This is a genomic window from Rhodococcus koreensis (assembly GCF_017068375.1).
GTDB classification, from domain to species: domain Bacteria; phylum Actinomycetota; class Actinomycetes; order Mycobacteriales; family Mycobacteriaceae; genus Rhodococcus_F; species Rhodococcus_F koreensis.
This window is the reverse complement of record NZ_CP070611.1, coordinates 319571-335428: the sequence shown is the minus strand read 5'-3', so window position 1 is coordinate 335428 and position 15858 is coordinate 319571. Positions and strand designations below refer to the sequence as shown.

Genomic DNA, 15858 nt, shown 5'->3' with positions numbered 1-15858 from the left:
CCCGCTAAACTGCGTATTTCCCCTTGAGCGCAGTTGGAATCAGGTATGACCTGCCACAAACGTTCGATGAACCGGAGCCGCGACATTCCGAAGTGAACGAGGATCTCGTCCTCGTCCGGACCGCCGTATGGTGCCCACATACTGGCGAACTCGATGAGGCGCTCCGCCTCGGTGTCGCGATGCTTGTGCGTGCGGTTGACCTCATCCCATGCGGCGCGTCGCCGCTGGGACCATCTGCGATTCTCGCGAGAATTCATCGGATTGAACGATCTACTCAGGGCCTGTGGTGGCCTTCGGGATTTGGTTGTCCTCGCCGCGGCAAGGCGTGAAAGCGGAGTGACATCCGTTCAGGGGTGACTGTCAAGTTGATTTCCGCACGGCGCACGAGGAGAGGCGAAGGGCGCGCCGGCGATATTCGCTGGGGGTCATCCCGTACTCCGCGCGGAAGTTCTGGCTGAAATGGGGGGCGTTGAGCATGCCGTTGCGGGCGGCGATCTCGCCCACAGGCCGCATGGCCTGGAGCGGGTCGGCGAGGTCCAGTCCGGTCCATCCTCGGCGTGGACGCTTCGAAATCAGCTCGACTACTGCACGCCGGGCGATTCGGTCGACTTGCCTTGTGCATTGTTCAGGTGTGTATCGATCAGCATGGCGGGGATGATCTCGGCGTCCGCGGATTCGCACTGGCCCGTAACGCGGCGAGAACGCGCTGCGGTGTAGGAACATCCAGCCGGCACACGCTGTCGCACAGGTGCGTACCCTCGGGGCGCATCACGTCGAGGCCGTCGACTAACACTGTCGGTGATGCGTATTGGCCGACGATCTCGATGATCGCAACATCATCGATGCCCAGATCGACCAGACAAGCACGCACGAGTCGGCGTGCAGAGTCGGCGTGCGGGCAGCCGGGCGAGGTCCGCAGTTCGATACGCACAGGAATCACTCCTTAGCCGCCGTACAGCTCGTCCCTTTGGTAAGTATTCTCCGAAAGGGGGCGAGTTGTACGGCGGCATGCTTATCTATGTGGTGCTCAGTACCTGTCTCTTCTCCCGATCCTGCTGCATGGTGACCCTCCTGCGCGTGACCGCCGGCGTGGCGATCCCGATCCCGATCCCACCGATGGCCAGCAGAATGATGCCAGGCGCGAAGAACCACCATGACAATGTCGTCGTCGCGGTGCCGGCAGTGGGAATACTTGCTGCCTTCTGGAAGCTCCCGACATTCTCCTCGATGGCGGAAACCAGACCTTGGAAGCGGGGAAGGATCGTGTTCAACTGCGAGACACCGGTGGCAACGGCGGGGTAGTTCTGCACCATGAAACTGTGGAACTGTGTGGAATTCATGTCGAGAGCACCCGCTAGCGCCGGCAGGGTCTGCTGCTGCAATTGGTTGGACATGTTCTGAATGACATCCATGTCCGCCCGCGCCGCCGCCGCCCCCTGGTCCGTGAACACCGGGCCGAACGCTGTGGTCAGATCATCGACGGCTTTGGCCTTGCTCGGTACCGACAGCACGAGGGGCGCAACGATGAACACAATTCCGACGACGGCGCTCACTACGAGGGTTGCCCGAGCCAGTTTCTCCCGACCGAGAACGAGGGCGCTGCCTGCGAGGAGGAACAGCGCCGCACCGGGGATCAAGAACAGGAACGGCACCGTCGTGCTCGGCAGAAAGTTCGTTGGGATCTCATCCGCTTTGCGGAAGTTCGGCGCCTGCATCTCCAGTCCGCCGACGAGACCCTGAAACTTGGGCAGGATCGTGTTCAACTGCGACACGCCATTGTCGACGTCCGGGAAGTTCTTTCCCATGTAACCCTTGAATGCATCCGGGGACATACCGAGGGCGCCAGGCAATGCTGGCAGCGTCTGAGCTTGCAGTTGGTCCGACATTGCTTGCACGGTGTTCATGTCGGCTCGAGTCTGGGCTAGCGCGGAGGGCGTCATACTCGATCTCAAGCTTCCCGTCAGTTTCTCGACGCCGTTGGTGTTGCTCAACATTCCCGTTACGAGCGGAAATAGAAAAAGTACTATCCCGAGGGTCGCGACGGCCGTGAGAACTATTTTCTTTACCGACATCACTGTCTCCTGTAGTTTCTTTGCGCACCTTGTTCGTGTGGTCGAATTTGCGGAGTAATGGTCATTAGCGCCCCTTGAGCGGACGGTCATTTCGATGGGCGAATCGCGTAACTGCGGGTTCCGCCACAGCACTGAAACGACAGACGACAGTACGACAGCGCCTACTCGATCGAATATCGTTAACCTGCGGAAAAGTAGCCCATTCGTGACCGGTTTCGACAAATCTGGTCAACAAGGCCGATCGCAGATCGGACAGGCAACAATCGGCCGGCTCCGAGGAAGTTGTCCTACTGTCGGATAATTCTCCATCCATTAGGGAAACCGACTGACATCACCGCACTCACCGCGTCGGGGCAAATCGATTGGGTGTTTGAGTGGGTCGTGCAGTTCAAAAACAAGAAGTCGAAGATTGACGTAGCGACGACACCGCCGACTACGAATCAGGAGACGACCACGCTGCGAAATTAGCGCTGCACCTGCGGGGCCCACTCCGACCTCGGCGACTTGTTCGCTGCCCAGCCCGGACACGCCAGAACCTCGACCGGTGAGGTGGCCTGAGTCGCCAGCATGTGAAGGCACTGATGGTGGCCGTCGACATCGTCCACGGCGGGCGGGGTAAACAAGCCATCGGCAGCGGCGGAGTGCGAAGTCGAGAATGCGTGATCAACCGACGAGCCTCGGAATATCAATAAATGAGACGAGGATGTGGCGTCGGCCCAGCGGTCACAATGACCTAATCGATCACACGCATCACCTAGCGTTATTGCGGCCGGTTGTTGGAAGCGGATCGCCCCGAAGATGAGCCATCCGGGGTGAGCCGATGTCTAATCTTTCGAAATACGCTCACCTGAAAGCAATGCCGGTCACGGATTTGTGAGGGCAATGTATTTGGTTTCGATATATTCCTCGATTCCTTCATGGCCGCCTTCGCGGCCCAATCCGGATTGTTTGAGACCGCCGAAAGGTGCTGCCGCGTCCGATACGACACCACGGTTGACGCCGACGAGCCCAGCTTCTAATGCTTCGGATACTCGCAGTGCTCGATTCACATCACGGGTGTAGACGTAGGCCGCTAATCCGTATTCTGTGTCGTTCGCACTCGCGATCGCTTGATCTTCGGTGTCGAATCCGGTGATTGCTGCAACAGGACCGAAGATTTCCTCACGTAACAGCCGCGCGCCGCTGGGTATGTCGGTGAGGACCGTCGGAGCGTAGAAGTATCCCGCACCGCCGAGTGCATGTCCGCCGGTGAGCAGCGTGGCGCCGTGTGTCACAGCATCGTCGACGAGGGCCGCTACGGCGCCTAGTTGTCGTTCGTTGATCAGCGGGCCGAGTCGGGTCCCGTCTTCATAGCCTGGGCCCACCGCAAGGGCGGAGATCTTTTCGGTCAGCTTCGTCGTGAACTCCGCGCGAACCGCGTTGGCGACCAGTATGCGATTGGCTGCGGTGCATGCTTGGCCGCCGTTGCGCATTTTCGCCGCCAGTGCCCCTTGGACCGCGTCGTCGATGTCGGCATCATCGAAGACGATGAATGGTGCGTTGCCGCCGAGCTCCATCGACGTTCGCAGGACGAGGTCCGCGGACTGGGCGATCAGCCGTTTTCCCACAGCGGTCGAACCCGTAAAGGTGACCTTGCGCAATCGCGTGTCTGCCATCAGCGCCCCGCTGATCGCAGCAGCGTTCGAGGTGGGTAGAACCGATAAGACGCCTCCCGGGAGCCCCGCTTCGACGAAGATCCGCCCGAGCACCATGAGCGTCAACGGAGTGTCTTCGGCTGGCTTGACAATCATTGTGCAGCCGGCGGCGAGCGCCGGTGCGATCTTGCGAGTGCCCATGGCAAGCGGAAAGTTCCATGGTGTGATCGCGAGAACCGGACCCACCGCCTGCTTGGTCACCAGGATACGGCCGTTTCCTGCGGGCGCGTGGGTGTAACGACCGTGTATGCGGGTCGCCTCCTCGCTGAACCATCGTAGGAACTCGGCGCCATATGCGACCTCACTACGGCTTTCGGCAAGCGGTTTACCCATCTCGAGACTCATCAGCAAGGCCAGCTCTTCGCCGCGCCCGACAACCAGTTCCCACGCGCGACGCAAAATCACAGATCGCTCCCGGGCAGGGGTGGCGGACCAGGACTGTTGAGCGGCAGCGGCGGCATCGAGTGCGGCAACGGCGTCCGTCTCCGTCGCGTCGGCGACGTTGATGAATGTCTCGCCTGTCGCCGGATTGCGCACGCCGAATGTTGCACGGTGCGCGGAGTCGGCATCACGGCCACCAATCAACAGCTTGGTGGGTAATCCGGCGACCAGGTCGTCGAGGTCGAGCTTGCTCAGGACTGCGGTGGTCATAGTGGGGACTCCAGGGAGTAGTGATGTGCTCTGGCAAGGATTGGGACGGAACCGGCGGCCGTTGGCGTGTGCAGTGCCGGGTCCTCGCGGCGCCCGAGTCGACACCCGTCGCGACTGCGGAGGGTTACACCTCTGCGTGGTTCTTTGCGGTGTCAGGCAAGTACGGGTAGATGGGGAAGGCCTCGGCGAGCGTGGTTGCCCGGGCGGCCAACTCCGCCTCGTCGCCGCCGATGAGTGTTTCGGCGACTATGTCGGCCACCTCAGTGAACTCGTCCCGGCCGAATCCCCGCGTGGCCAGTGCGGGCGTGCCGATTCGAAGTCCGGAGGTGACCATCGGCGGACGCGGATCGAAAGGTACCGCGTTGCGATTGACGGTGATTCCGACACGGTGCAAGGCGTCTTCGCCGTCGCGTCCGGTCAAAGGTGAGTTGCGCAGGTCCACCATGGCGAGGTGTACGTCGGTACCGCCGGTGAGGACGGCGATCCCTTTGCTCCGCACGTCGGTCTCCGACAGACGGGCCGCGAGCAGCCGTGCCCCCTCGACCGAGTTGCGCTGCCTGGTACGGAACTCCGCGGTGGCAGCGATCTTGATCGCAACAGCCTTGGCCGCAATGGCGTGCATTAGGGGGCCGCCCTGCTGACCGGGAAAGACGTTGCTGTCGATGGCCTTTGCATGCTCCGCCGTCGTGAGGATCACCGCGGAGCGCGGCCCGCCGAGGGTCTTGTGCACCGTGGTGGTGACGACATCGGCATACGGAATCGGCGACGGGTGAAGTCCCGCGGCGACAAGCCCTGCGAAATGTGCCATGTCCACCCACAGCGTGGCCCCCACGTCGTCGGCCACAGCGCGGAATGCCTCGAAGTCAAGTTCTCGTGGATACGCCGACCATCCGGCGATGAGGACCCGCGGGCGTTCGGCGCGGGCAATGGTGAGCACCTTGTCCATGTCGATCCGCGACGTCCGAGGATCGACCTGATAGGCCGCCGCGCGATAGAGCTTGCCCGAGAAATTGAGCCGCATGCCGTGGGTAAGGTGACCGCCATGTGCAAGGTCCAAACCCAAGATGGTGTCCCCGGGTTGGGCGAAGGTGCTCAACGCGGCTGCACTCGCCTGTGCACCTGCGTGTGGCTGGACGTTGGCGTGCTCGGCTCCGAACAGCGCTTTGACGCGGTCGATCGCGAGTTGCTCAACGACGTCGACGAACTCGCAGCCGCCGTAATACCTGCGCCGGGGGTACCCCTCAGCGTATTTGTTGGTCAGAACTGAGCCCTGGGCCTCCAATACCGCACGCGGTACGAGGTTCTCGGAGGCGATCATTTCGAGCGTCGAGCGTTGCCGCCCGAGCTCGCCAGCCATCGCAGCGGCGAGCTCGGGGTCGACGTCAGCGAGTGGCCGGTCCATCACGGACTGAAGACATGTGCTCACGCTTCGTCGCCGACGGTCGTGAACGTTGTCACCGAGCGGCTCTGCAGACGCGGAATGACCTCGCCGAGGACGAGCGTTTGAAACGGCTCGGAGGCGCGGTGTTCCTCGTAGCCGGTGGCGTCGGTGTAATGCTCGTAGACGACGAAAGTGTTCGGGTCATCGTTACTGACCTGCGCTTGGAAGTGGACCGTCTTCTCTTCGGCGCGGTTGCCCGGGGTCATTTTCTCGAGGATTGACCGGATGTAGTCGGCCTCGCCTTCTCTTGCGGTCCAGGTGGCGATGATGACGTGTCCCATGATGTGTTCCCTCCGGTGGGTGAGGTCAGATGGTGAATCCGATGGCCTGCAGTTGCTCGCGGCCGTCGGCAGTGATGTCGGACGGCTTCCATGGTGGAACCCATTGCCACTCGATGCGGAAGTCGGAGACGAGCCGATCACCTTCTGCCGGCAGCAGCTCGGCGCGCATCTGGTCGGACATGATCTCGGTCAGCGGGCAGGCCGCGGACGTCAATGTCATGGTGATGACGGCCACGCGACCCTGCTCGACCGCCACGTTGCGAACGAAACCCAGGTCCACGATGTTGACACCGAGGTCGGGATCGATGACCTCGTACAAGAGTTCACGGACAGAGTCGGCCAGCGGGTCACGGTCGGCAGGTCTGCGATCCGCCACGTCATCCTCGCGGCGTGAAACAGTCGGCGACGGAGCCGGCGCGACGTCGGCACCGGTAGCCTCGTAGAGGCCTCTCGGGGTCAGGTCGAACCGGATGTCGCTGGTGACGCTGGTGATCCAGTCGGCTTTCCCGTGCGCCTTCCGTCGTACCCGCACGATCTCCTCACCCGCGGTCACGGCTGCGGCGGTGACCACGAGCTGTCGCGGGTCGAGGCCCGAAGACCGCGCATCCGACATCGCTTTGTCGATGATGCGGGCGACCGGTTCGCAGGTGTGGCCAGCTGCGAACCGGAGCTTCTCCCGCGCCTGGGGTGCGGTGAGCCCAGTGACTGTGTCGAGTGCCGCACGCGCCTCGTCGCACGGCACGCGCACTTGCGACTCGGTAATCGTCAGTGCGGTCACGAGAGTCATGATGTCCTCTCCTCTGCTGTGGCGCCGGCGGGCACGCGTGAGCGCAGTCGGTTGAGCGGCATCGCCTGGTCTCGCAGCTTGTCGGCCGTCACATCATGGTCGACGAACAGCAACCGGCGCACCGCAATCACGTCGCGCGGCTGGTTGACCGAGATTACGCTGCGAATGCGCCCGTCCCGCAAGGTGAATGCCGAGAAATTCAGGTCGTCGAGCGAGCCACGGATGACGACTTCGTCCGAGCCCTCGGCGCGCCCCGTCCGCTGCAGATTGTGTTCGTATTGATCGGACCAGAACCAGTGCGCCTCGACGAACGGCTCGTCGTGGCCGAGAAGATTACGCGCTGCCGCCGCGCCGTGCCGGGTGGCGGTGTCGTGGTGTTCAACCCGCAGGTGCTGGTTGTAGAACGGGTGATAGGAGGAGGCGACGTCACCGGCGGCGTACACGTTCGGCACGTTCGTTCGGCAGAACTGGTCGGTGACGATGCCGTTGTCGGTGACGATGCCGGCCTCGGCGGCCAGTTCTACGTTGGGCAATGAGCCCGCTCCGACGACGACGAGGTCGGCCTCGATGGAACCGTGATTGGTACGCACGACAGCCGACGAACCGGTGTCGTGGACACCGAGGACGACACTGTTGAGATGCACCCCCACCCCCTTGGCGCGGTGTATGTCGGTGAACACGGCGCCGATCGAATGGCCGAGTGCCCTGTTCATCAAGACGTCGGCGCGTTCCACGATGGTGGCCCGCTTCCCAAGACCCACGGCAGTTGCCGCGACCTCGCAGCCGATGAATCCGCCCCCGAGAACTGCGACGTGTTCGGCCGATGCGAGCCGAGAACGCAACAACGTGGCGTCCGCGAATGACCGCAGCATGAGTATTCGATCGCTCGCCTCGCCCAGTGCCGGCCGGGCGCGCACTCCGGTCGCCAAGACGAGTCCGTCGTAGGACAGCGATTCGCCGGTCGACAGTGTCAAGCGCCTTGCTCGTGGGTCCAGGCGTTGAGCCCTTACCCCGAGAAGGGTCTGCACTTGGTGGTCGACGTACCACTGTGGCTCGCGAATCAGCGTCGGTACCGGGGGTGAATCAGGTTCCAGGAAGTCTTTCGACAGCGGTGGTCGCTCGTAGGGCACAGTGTCGTCGTCACTGACGAGGACGAGTTCGCCGTCGAAGCCGCCGGAGCGAAGGGTGGCCACGGCTGAGGCCGCCGCCACCCCTCCTCCGACAACAACGTGTCGTACGGTACTCATCCGACGTCGACCTGGATCATGCCGTCGTCATCCACCCTGCACGGGAACGACTTCAGGGTGGCGTCGTCCGGGTTGATACCCGCGCCGGAATCGGCAACGAAGGTCCACATGTGCCGGATGCAGGTGATCGACTCACCGTCGAAGTCGCCTTCGTCGAGGGCCCATGCCTGGTGCGGGCATTTGTTTTCGAAGGCACGGACTGCGCCGTCGACATTCACCAAAAGAACCTTTGTGCCGTCGATCTCGACACCGACCATGTCGCCTTCCCACAAGTCGTCGATGTGCTGAGCGTCCTGCCAGCTCCGGGTGGCGTCGTCTGTCATCATGGCGTGCTCACCTTCTCCACCGCCTCGGCTGGTGCGAGGATGCCGCGCAGCAAGCCTTCGCGTGCGGCCTTGGCACCGGCAGTGATGGCGTCGGCGTTGCGTGGGATTTCGGGAGTCTCTGCGAGGATCGTCGCGAGCCCATGTGCAGCGGCATCGGCGATCGGGGACCACTTGGCCACCCATTTGTCGATGGCCGATGCACTGGAGGGCTGCTGGGTGATCACGAACTCCGCCAGGGCGATGCTCCACCGGTTTCGTCGCTGGTTGTCCGCATCGAGGAAGCCGTGCAGAAGCCAGGTCAGTTCGTCGCCGTTGTCACGGGCTATCTCACCGAATTGGCGGCTCAGAACGTCGTCCAACGTCGGCAGCAGCACGAGGTTGAGCGCAGTGAATGCTTCGCCCCAGTCGTAGGTGACGAGCACGCTCTCGACGGCCTTGCGGGCGGGCTGCCATCCGGGGTGTGTCTCCCACACTCTGCGTTCGCGATCGGTGCCGATGTCGGAGCTCGGTTGTGCTAGTTGCAATTCCCGAGTGCGGTACGCGATCGTGGTGACCCGACGCAGGAAGTCCGCGGTGGCGAGACCCGCCGCATTCGTGACGTAGGAGGTCGGCGCCATGTAGCCGATGTAGGCCTCGATCTGTTGAAAACCGTGCACGGGATAGCGCGACGGTGTGTACAGGGTGGCGAGCGTCTCGACCCAGCCCGGAGCAAGGGCCGCAGCCGAACCGGCCGACGCGTACTCCTCGAGCACGCCGTGCACCTGCGACTCGGACTCCGCCTGGGCGTTGACGTACATCCGATAGGTGTACTGGTCCGGGTCGCGAAACTGCTCCCAGTCATCGGCTTGGAGGGCCGAGTTGTCCCGGTACGTGTTGAACCACATGTTGGGCGCAGAGGATGGATTCTGTTCGAACGCCGACGTACGGTTCTGCCGCGTTGTCCAGTTCTGCCCGTGCGTCACGATCTCGTATTCGCTCGGCATCTTGCGAACTTCACCGAACGCACTGAACGTGCGGCGTGCGCGTGGTTTGCGAACGTGTTCAGTCATGAGCGACTACTCCTTCGGGCGCGGTGCGCTTGATGTTCTCCCACACGATTTCGTCGCTGTTGTTGACGACACGGCCGACGAAAGACGACATCATCGTTCCGAAGGAACGAATCTCGTAGTCTGCGCCCAGATATCCGCGAAGCGTGTCCTGCGTGAGACGAATTCGGTCATGTCCTTGGATCCGCACATACGACCCGCGGTCGACGATCTCGATGGCTTGGTCGGGATTGTCATCGCGGATGGCGGCGATAACTTCTTCGATCTGGTCACCCATGCGCAGGATGGGACCGACAACACTGTTCATGACGCTCCCTTGGGGACGAGATACTCGACCGCGATGTGGTCGAGAGGTGCGAAGCCGGCCTCGGCGACCGTCATCTCCGCGGGGACGACCCGACCGTTGTGGATGACGACCTTCTCATACGGACGGGCACGCACACGTTTGCCCTCGACGTGATGGGCGACCGCCGCCGCCACTTCGGTCATGGTGTCAGCGGTGGTCACCGGCACCAGGATCTGGACGAAGTCCGTCGCGAAGATCGCGTTGAGCGGTACCAGCTCCGGTGCCCGATCCGCGGGCCCCAGCTCGATTGCTTCTCCAGACTGTGTCATTGCGTCGCCCCCTCAACCGTTGCGACAGCGAGACCCTCGACCGCGCGGCCGACATAGTCGCGAGTCCAGGCGCCGTAGTCGGGGTCGTCGCCCATGGCGTCGGGCGTCATACCCATGTAGTTCAGGATCCCGCCGACATCCATCGGCTGGATCTGACCGGCCAGGAACCGGTCGATGAGCGTCTCGTGATTGACATTGTCACGGTCTTTCCAGAAGATCTGCCGGCAGGCGTTGGTGCAGAAGTGGTACTTCTTGCCGTCGTAGTCGAGTTCCCAATTCCGAACCTTCCACTCCCCGTTGCGCGACGGGGTCGCATTGCAGCACGGGAGATGGCAGGTGCTGCACAGCCACGGCAACGTTTCGGGCAACGTCGCCTCGACGTTGTTGGCGTTGACCTGGTCGATCATCACGTCCCACTTGTCGCCGTAGACGTTCTCCCAGTTGGGGTATTTGGAGGCGAGCCAGGCGCGTTCGTCCTTGCTGACGCCGGCCTTCGGGCGCCACCATGTGGTGGGTCGCCAGTACCACAGACCCATGTGCAGCCCGTGGTGCCAGGTGTCGAGTCCAGTGATGAACTCATCCCAGTACCACGGCTTCTTCAGTCCGTAGTCTTCGATCGTGTGGATGTACTGATCGATGATCCACTCCTCCATGAACTCCCGGTAAGACTGCTTGCGGTGTTCGAGAGGGGTGTAATAGTCCATCGCCGGTCCGGTGAGCGCGGCGAAAGCTCGGGCCGAGCCCCAGAAGCTCTTGTCGATCACCCACTGTGCGCGGACCGGGTCGTGCTCGACCAGGATCTCCATCGTCGGCCCACCCTGCTGGGAGTGGCGAGCTTCGTCGGTCTGGATCGAGGAGATCATGTTGGCGAAGTTCACATCACCGGATTCCAGTGCGTCCGCCGAGAGAGCAATGAACTGCAGATTGGTGAAGCCGGTCTCGAAGGTGAACGGCAGCTCGATCGCAAGGTCGACGACGTTGGGGGAAGTTATCATGCCGTCGAACAGGTTTCGTAACGCGATCGGTACCCAGTCGTTGGTGTGGAACGTTTTCTGGGTCCAGTCGTACTGTGCGTCTTGGCCGACGAACTCGTGTCCGAAGAACGTGGTGATCTGCGCGTGCCGCATCTCGTCGAGCTGACCGAACGTCGCCATGTTGCGCCAGGAGCCATTCAGTCCGAACCGTGCCATCTTCAGTTCACCGAGCACCGCAGCGTATTCGACCAGCGCGACCCCGCCGAAATGCATTTTGGTGGCCGACTTCCACCCCTCGTCGAGGTCGTGAAACGTGTTCGAGCGCTGCAATGCGGCCTTGACCGCGTAGGTGGATGATTCCTTTTCACGTTGGGTTGCCACATATTCGGGATAGCTGACCTTGTAGGACTCCTCCCATCCCTGCCACGCCTCGCGCGGTACCTTCCCGGTACCACAATGCCATTCAGGATAGATTGCCTCGTCGTCGACGTATGTGGGCGTCCAATCGACGTCGCGGACGAAGCCCTGCCACTCTTCTCGCTTCAATAGGGTCATAATGGTGTGCTCCTCTAGTCGACTTCCATGTGGCCGAGCTGTTGGCTGATTCCGGCGTTGTTCCAATACCCGGTCACCGATTCGATGAGACCGTCGCTGTTGAGCCGGAAGAGGAATATGTGTGGCTCGCTGAAGGTCTTGCCTGCGGGGAGGACCAAGCCCCATGGCTGCTGCTGAGTTCCGCCGATATCGACCTGGACGACGACGTCGCCCTCGTCGTTGGCGTCGACGGAATGCACGACATTGGACAGGTTGGGAAACGCGGTGATCAGGCCCGTCCAGATCGGCTTTCCTACTGTTCCCACCTTGCCGTCGCCACGCAGTACGCGCTGTTTACCCCACACTTCGAAGGGCGGGTAGGAGAAGTCTGCGTTGATCGTGCAGAGATCCACCATCCCGTCGACGTCGTGTGCGCGGTACCGGTCGAAGAACTCGGTCACCACCGCAGCGTTCTGTGCTGCAGTGCGCGACGACACAATTACTGATGCACTGGACATGGGTGAGCTCCTCAGACGATTGCTATTTGGTCGAACCGCTTGACCCCGAGGCGGCGGTAGAGCTGCTGTTGACACCAGTACGCGTCGATCTGCGTGATGCGGTCCTCGGCGACGACGAAACGCCACACTTCGTCCAAGTCGATGTGTTTCTCCTGGTTGATCGCGCCGGCGTAGGAGGCGGCTTGGGTGCCCTGGACGTTGATCTCGGTGGTGACCACGTTGCCTGCGGTGATGGTCCTCTTCACGGTGACGATCAGATCGGGGAAGGCCTCGACAATGTCGGCGAGGACGGCGCGGATGGTGCCGCGCCCGGTATCATGGCGACCGAGTCCGTAGACGTTGACGTTGATGTCTTCGGCTGTGTCGGCGAGGGCTCCGTCGATGTCACGTCCGGCGAAGTCATCGAGAAAGTCACTGACGACTTTCTGTGGGCTGCGACTGTTCACAGGGGTACTCCTTCTGGTCTTGCGCAGGAACGACAGCACCTCAGGCTGCTTTCGCCGAGGACGCGGCTTTCAGCGCTGTGATGACGGACGCGGCGACGGCCTCGGTCGAACCCGGGTTCTGGCCCGTGATGACGTGCCGGTCGACAACAACGTGGCTTGCCCACGCGGACGGGCCGTCGTCGAACACGGCCCCGGCATTCATTAGCGCGGTGTCGACGTACCAAGGCAGACCGAGCAGGCCCGGTTCAGTTTGGTTCTCCTCCTCGTCGGTGAAGCACGTCATCCGGTAGCCGTCGAAAAGCCATTGACCGTCAGCACGTTCGGGCGCCGAGAGCATCAGCGCGGGGCCGTGACACAGAGAGGCGATCGGCGCACGCTTCTCGTGCAAGGCAACCAGCAGTCGCCCGACATCGGGGTTGTCTGCCAGGTCGACCATCGGTCCGTGCCCACCCGGGGCGAACACCGCATCGAAGCCGGCCAGTTCGTCGTCACCGAGGCTGCGCAGATCCAGTGGATGGTTGAATCCCTCGATCTCGTCGAGTCGTGCTTTTCGTTCGCCGGCAAGTTCTTCACTCGCTGCCCGTTGTGCCGCGACGGCCTGGTGAATCTCTACTGGGCTCAGTCCTGCGGTCAGGCCGTCCTCCACCATTACATCGGCGAGGTGTCGATCGTGGCGCCACGCGATCTTGGCTGCCTTGCTGACCTGATCGTGCGCCTGCGCCGGTGTCATGCCCTTGCCCTCGAGTGCCGCTGCAATCCGGCGACTGGCGGCAAGTCCTAGTTCGGTGTTTTGGTGCAGCGTGAATCGGATGTCGTCGACATCGTGGGAGAAGGTGCGCACGACGGAGTTGAGATAGTCCTTGTCTTCTTCCGGATAGTGGAAGTACCAGTTCAGTCCGTAGGGATCGGCTGTGGGCTTCTTGCCGTCGGGGGTGATGACGGCGACGTCGAAACCGGCCGCGGTGAAACTTTCGAAGGGCTTGATCGCTTCCTCGGCGAAGTACCCTGTCGGATGGCTCGTGCCATCGGCCATGGTGATCTCGGTTGCACTCGAGACCAGGTAGGCAATGCGCGTCATCGGCTTCCTCCTGCGTCGTTGATGGTGAGAATGTGACCGCTGCCCCGTTGATGGTGAGAATGTGACCGCGATTACCTCCACCTCGAAGCAAACCCCACCCGCAACCGCAGCGGTACCGCGTTCCGACTCAATCTGTGCCCATTCCGAGCGACTCTGAAATACCGATATCGCAGACCGACGGACTTGTATCGCAATCGAACGCAGTAGCGACTATCTCAACCGTCTCGGACCTAGCGTGGGGTTGCGCGGCCGTCGGCCGCGCTGTCACCGACACGACGGAGGATCATCAATGTCCCGCATACTTTTTGCCGTGACCGGATCAGATAGTTGGACACTGGCCGACGGCACTGTGCACCCCTGCGGATACTGGCCCGAAGAGTTGGCTGTCCCGCACGAAGTGTTCACCGACGCCGACGCCGGCTTCGAGATCACGATCGCTACTCCGGGCGGCGTCCGCCCGGTAGCAGACGAGGCTGGGTTTTCGCCGGAAATGAACGGCGGCACCACCGAACCCGGAGAGCGATTTCGTTCCTACCTCGACGGCATTGCCGAGATCCTTTCAAAACCAACCGATCTGAATAGTGTCCGTGCGGAGGACTTCGACCTGGTCTTCGTCCCAGGGGGGCATGGTCCCATGGAAGACCTTGCAGTGTCGGATACTTTCGGCGCACTCATCAGCGAATTCGTTGCACAGAGTAAACTCGTCGCCGCGGTGTGCCATGGACCGGCAGCGCTGTTGCCGGCCCGCAACGGAGACGGATCATGGCTGTTCACAGGCCGCCGTGTCACGGGATTCAGTAACGCCGAGGAATCTCAGGTGGGGTTCGCAGACAAGGCGCCGTGGCTACTACAGAACCGGCTCACTGAGAGCGGAGGCGTGTTCGAAGAGAGCGGCTCGCCATGGCAGGAGCATGTCACCGTGGACGGCAACCTCTACACCGGTCAGAATCCAGCATCATCGAGGCCGTTGGCGGAGGCACTGGTTGCGGCGCTGGTCTCAGCTCGCGTCTGAGCGAATCGCCCGCATTTCCTCGCCCAGGGCCTGTGCATCTGCATAGGCCTTGGGTGTCGTCCCGAATCGCCCCCGGAATTCCTTGATGAAGTGGGACACGCTGCAGTAGCCCACCGCACGCGACACCTCGGTGACAGCGAGTCGACCGTCAACGAGCAGTTCGCGTGCGCGGTCGAGGCGAATCTCCTTCACGAACTGGTACGGCGACCGGCCTGTCACCTCGCGGAACAGATGCGAAAATGCCGACGGGCTCAGACTCACCTGCTCAGCCATATCGGTGACAGTCATCGGTTCGCCGAGATGGGCACGGATGTAGGTCAACGCAGCCGCGACCGGATTGCCCGCCGCCTGCTGTGCGGCGATATGCAACATTCGCGAGAATTGCTCCCTCTTCAGGACGCGATACACCATTTCCTGCATGTATAGCGGAGCCAGCACGCGGCGATCAGGTCCCACCGACAGCGCTTGCAAGAAACGCACCACCGTGCCCATCAGGTCCTGGTCTAGTGCCGATACCACGCACTTGTCGGGTTCTGCGTCGCGTACCGGCGGGAACGACGCGGCTCGACGCTCGAGCATGTCCGTCGACACCTTGCGGACGAGCGCTGGGTCGATCTGCAGAACGAACGACAGGAAGGGCAGACGCGCAGACGCCTCGAGAATCTCTGCTTGAAAATGCAGATTACTGCTTAGCACAAGGTAATTGAACGGGTCGTACACGTAGCGCTTACCCTCGACGGTCACTGCCTTGCGTCCCTGCGCGACGATGCCCAGAGATAGTGACTGAATTTCCTCCCACTGCGGGTCCATCGGTTCGGTGAATCGATAGATAGTCAGTCCTGGCCATCCGCCGTCGTTGCCACCGACCCGCGGCGCCCGCGCGGCGAGCGCAGCAATAAGATCACCGGAGGTGATTCTGTGCTCAATTTGATTAATAGTCATTGATCGGACCTTCCGTCAGCGAGCACACGCCGCAGCGCAATATATGGGCCCGCGGCAGCCGCTTCGTCGAGATCTGCGGTCCTGGTTTCCTCGTGGACGTCGATAAATTATACGCCTCGTCGCCGCAAAAATCATTCGTCGTCCAAATGCGAAGCGAAACTAATTATAGGTAGAGAAGGAGAGGACAGGGTCCC

At 62.0% G+C, this 15858-nt stretch carries 18 protein-coding genes; 1 reads left to right on the top strand and 17 read right to left on the bottom strand.

All coding sequences use genetic code 11. The annotated features are described in order from the left end of the window. Window positions 1-360 precede the first annotated feature (360 nt). The 16 genes from JWS14_RS51030 to JWS14_RS48060 all read right to left on the bottom strand — a co-directional run bounded on the left by JWS14_RS51030 (window position 361) and on the right by JWS14_RS48060 (window position 13710). Window positions 361-513 (bottom strand): helix-turn-helix domain-containing protein, encoded by a 153-nt coding sequence (locus JWS14_RS51030; RefSeq protein WP_259376171.1) that lies wholly within the window; start codon window positions 511-513, stop codon window positions 361-363. A 127-nt stretch (window positions 514-640) separates the two neighbouring features. Continuing rightward, the gene (locus JWS14_RS48130) at window positions 641-931 is read right to left on the bottom strand and encodes an alkylmercury lyase (RefSeq protein ID WP_206017197.1); all 291 of its coding nucleotides are present in this window, start codon (window positions 929-931) and stop codon (window positions 641-643) included. 85 nt (window positions 932-1016) lie between these two features. Then, the gene (locus JWS14_RS48125; protein ID WP_241031920.1) at window positions 1017-1904 is read right to left on the bottom strand and encodes a hypothetical protein; all 888 of its coding nucleotides are present in this window, start codon (window positions 1902-1904) and stop codon (window positions 1017-1019) included. Window positions 1905-2935: 1031 nt separating this feature from the next. After that, complete coding sequence (locus JWS14_RS48120; RefSeq protein WP_206017196.1) at window positions 2936-4417, bottom strand: NAD-dependent succinate-semialdehyde dehydrogenase; 1482 nt, start codon at window positions 4415-4417, stop codon at window positions 2936-2938. A gap of 124 nt (window positions 4418-4541) precedes the next feature. Then, on the bottom strand, window positions 4542-5819 hold the full coding sequence (gene glyA, locus JWS14_RS48115) for a serine hydroxymethyltransferase (RefSeq protein ID WP_206017195.1): 1278 nt from the start codon (window positions 5817-5819) through the stop codon (window positions 4542-4544). A gap of 20 nt (window positions 5820-5839) precedes the next feature. Then, complete coding sequence (locus tag JWS14_RS48110) at window positions 5840-6139, bottom strand: putative quinol monooxygenase (RefSeq protein WP_073358024.1); 300 nt, start codon at window positions 6137-6139, stop codon at window positions 5840-5842. A gap of 25 nt (window positions 6140-6164) precedes the next feature. Continuing rightward, a complete protein-coding gene (locus JWS14_RS48105; RefSeq protein WP_206017194.1) occupies window positions 6165-6926 on the bottom strand; it encodes an iron-sulfur cluster assembly protein in 762 nt (253 codons plus the stop codon). Next, window positions 6923-8173, bottom strand: coding sequence for an NAD(P)/FAD-dependent oxidoreductase (locus tag JWS14_RS48100; protein WP_206017193.1), 1251 nt, complete (start codon window positions 8171-8173; stop codon window positions 6923-6925). The genes JWS14_RS48105 and JWS14_RS48100 overlap by 4 nt, the downstream gene beginning before the upstream one ends. Further along, the gene (locus JWS14_RS48095) at window positions 8170-8499 is read right to left on the bottom strand and encodes a Rieske 2Fe-2S domain-containing protein (protein ID WP_205415326.1); all 330 of its coding nucleotides are present in this window, start codon (window positions 8497-8499) and stop codon (window positions 8170-8172) included. Before JWS14_RS48095 ends, JWS14_RS48100 begins: the two co-directional genes overlap by 4 nt. Next, on the bottom strand, window positions 8496-9548 hold the full coding sequence (locus tag JWS14_RS48090; RefSeq protein WP_206017192.1) for a ferritin family protein: 1053 nt from the start codon (window positions 9546-9548) through the stop codon (window positions 8496-8498). The genes JWS14_RS48095 and JWS14_RS48090 overlap by 4 nt, the downstream gene beginning before the upstream one ends. Next, on the bottom strand, window positions 9541-9852 hold the full coding sequence (locus JWS14_RS48085) for an MmoB/DmpM family protein (protein WP_206017191.1): 312 nt from the start codon (window positions 9850-9852) through the stop codon (window positions 9541-9543). Before JWS14_RS48085 ends, JWS14_RS48090 begins: the two co-directional genes overlap by 8 nt. Then, window positions 9849-10160, bottom strand: coding sequence for a toluene-4-monooxygenase system B family protein (locus tag JWS14_RS48080; protein WP_073358019.1), 312 nt, complete (start codon window positions 10158-10160; stop codon window positions 9849-9851). The genes JWS14_RS48085 and JWS14_RS48080 overlap by 4 nt, the downstream gene beginning before the upstream one ends. Beyond that, on the bottom strand, window positions 10157-11689 hold the full coding sequence (locus JWS14_RS48075; protein WP_206017190.1) for a ferritin family protein: 1533 nt from the start codon (window positions 11687-11689) through the stop codon (window positions 10157-10159). Before JWS14_RS48075 ends, JWS14_RS48080 begins: the two co-directional genes overlap by 4 nt. A 14-nt stretch (window positions 11690-11703) precedes the next feature. Further along, window positions 11704-12186, bottom strand: coding sequence for a nuclear transport factor 2 family protein (locus tag JWS14_RS48070; RefSeq protein ID WP_073358017.1), 483 nt, complete (start codon window positions 12184-12186; stop codon window positions 11704-11706). An 11-nt stretch (window positions 12187-12197) separates the two neighbouring features. Then, window positions 12198-12632: a nuclear transport factor 2 family protein gene (locus JWS14_RS48065; RefSeq protein ID WP_206017189.1), complete on the bottom strand. Its 435-nt coding sequence runs from the start codon at window positions 12630-12632 to the stop codon at window positions 12198-12200. A gap of 40 nt (window positions 12633-12672) precedes the next feature. Further along, entirely contained in the window at window positions 12673-13710 is a 1038-nt protein-coding gene (locus JWS14_RS48060) for a DJ-1/PfpI family protein (RefSeq protein ID WP_206017188.1), read from the bottom strand. Between the two features lie 289 nt (window positions 13711-13999). On the opposite strand from JWS14_RS48060, the gene JWS14_RS48055 reads away from it, so the two are divergent. Next, window positions 14000-14722, top strand: a complete 723-nt coding sequence (locus tag JWS14_RS48055; protein ID WP_206017187.1) for a type 1 glutamine amidotransferase domain-containing protein — start codon at window positions 14000-14002, stop codon at window positions 14720-14722. Here JWS14_RS48055 and JWS14_RS48050 read toward each other — a convergent pair. Continuing rightward, complete coding sequence (locus JWS14_RS48050) at window positions 14708-15664, bottom strand: AraC family transcriptional regulator (protein WP_206017186.1); 957 nt, start codon at window positions 15662-15664, stop codon at window positions 14708-14710. The genes JWS14_RS48055 and JWS14_RS48050 overlap by 15 nt on opposite strands. Window positions 15665-15858: the final 194 nt, after the last annotated feature.

Bases quoted from the DNA above. Each gene is read 5' to 3' on its own strand.
- JWS14_RS48100 (WP_206017193.1), bottom strand. From the start codon at position 8,173: ATGAGTACCGTACGACACGTTGTTGTCGGAGGAGGGGTGGCGGCGGCC.
- JWS14_RS48125 (WP_241031920.1), bottom strand. From the start codon at position 1,904: ATGAACACCGTGCAAGCAATGTCGGACCAACTGCAAGCTCAGACGCTG.
- JWS14_RS48070 (WP_073358017.1), bottom strand. From the start codon at position 12,186: ATGTCCAGTGCATCAGTAATTGTGTCGTCGCGCACTGCAGCACAGAAC.
- JWS14_RS48050 (WP_206017186.1), bottom strand. From the start codon at position 15,664: ATGACTATTAATCAAATTGAGCACAGAATCACCTCCGGTGATCTTATT.
- glyA (WP_206017195.1), bottom strand. From the start codon at position 5,819: ATGGACCGGCCACTCGCTGACGTCGACCCCGAGCTCGCCGCTGCGATG.
- JWS14_RS48085 (WP_206017191.1), bottom strand. From the start codon at position 9,852: ATGAACAGTGTTGTCGGTCCCATCCTGCGCATGGGTGACCAGATCGAA.
- JWS14_RS48110 (WP_073358024.1), bottom strand. From the start codon at position 6,139: ATGGGACACGTCATCATCGCCACCTGGACCGCAAGAGAAGGCGAGGCC.
- JWS14_RS48055 (WP_206017187.1), top strand. From the start codon at position 14,000: ATGTCCCGCATACTTTTTGCCGTGACCGGATCAGATAGTTGGACACTG.
- JWS14_RS48090 (WP_206017192.1), bottom strand. From the start codon at position 9,548: ATGACTGAACACGTTCGCAAACCACGCGCACGCCGCACGTTCAGTGCG.
- JWS14_RS48120 (WP_206017196.1), bottom strand. From the start codon at position 4,417: ATGACCACCGCAGTCCTGAGCAAGCTCGACCTCGACGACCTGGTCGCC.
- JWS14_RS48080 (WP_073358019.1), bottom strand. From the start codon at position 10,160: ATGACACAGTCTGGAGAAGCAATCGAGCTGGGGCCCGCGGATCGGGCA.
- JWS14_RS48075 (WP_206017190.1), bottom strand. From the start codon at position 11,689: ATGACCCTATTGAAGCGAGAAGAGTGGCAGGGCTTCGTCCGCGACGTC.
- JWS14_RS48060 (WP_206017188.1), bottom strand. From the start codon at position 13,710: ATGACGCGCATTGCCTACCTGGTCTCGAGTGCAACCGAGATCACCATG.
- JWS14_RS48095 (WP_205415326.1), bottom strand. From the start codon at position 8,499: ATGATGACAGACGACGCCACCCGGAGCTGGCAGGACGCTCAGCACATC.
- JWS14_RS48105 (WP_206017194.1), bottom strand. From the start codon at position 6,926: ATGACTCTCGTGACCGCACTGACGATTACCGAGTCGCAAGTGCGCGTG.
- JWS14_RS51030 (WP_259376171.1), bottom strand. From the start codon at position 513: ATGCGGCCTGTGGGCGAGATCGCCGCCCGCAACGGCATGCTCAACGCC.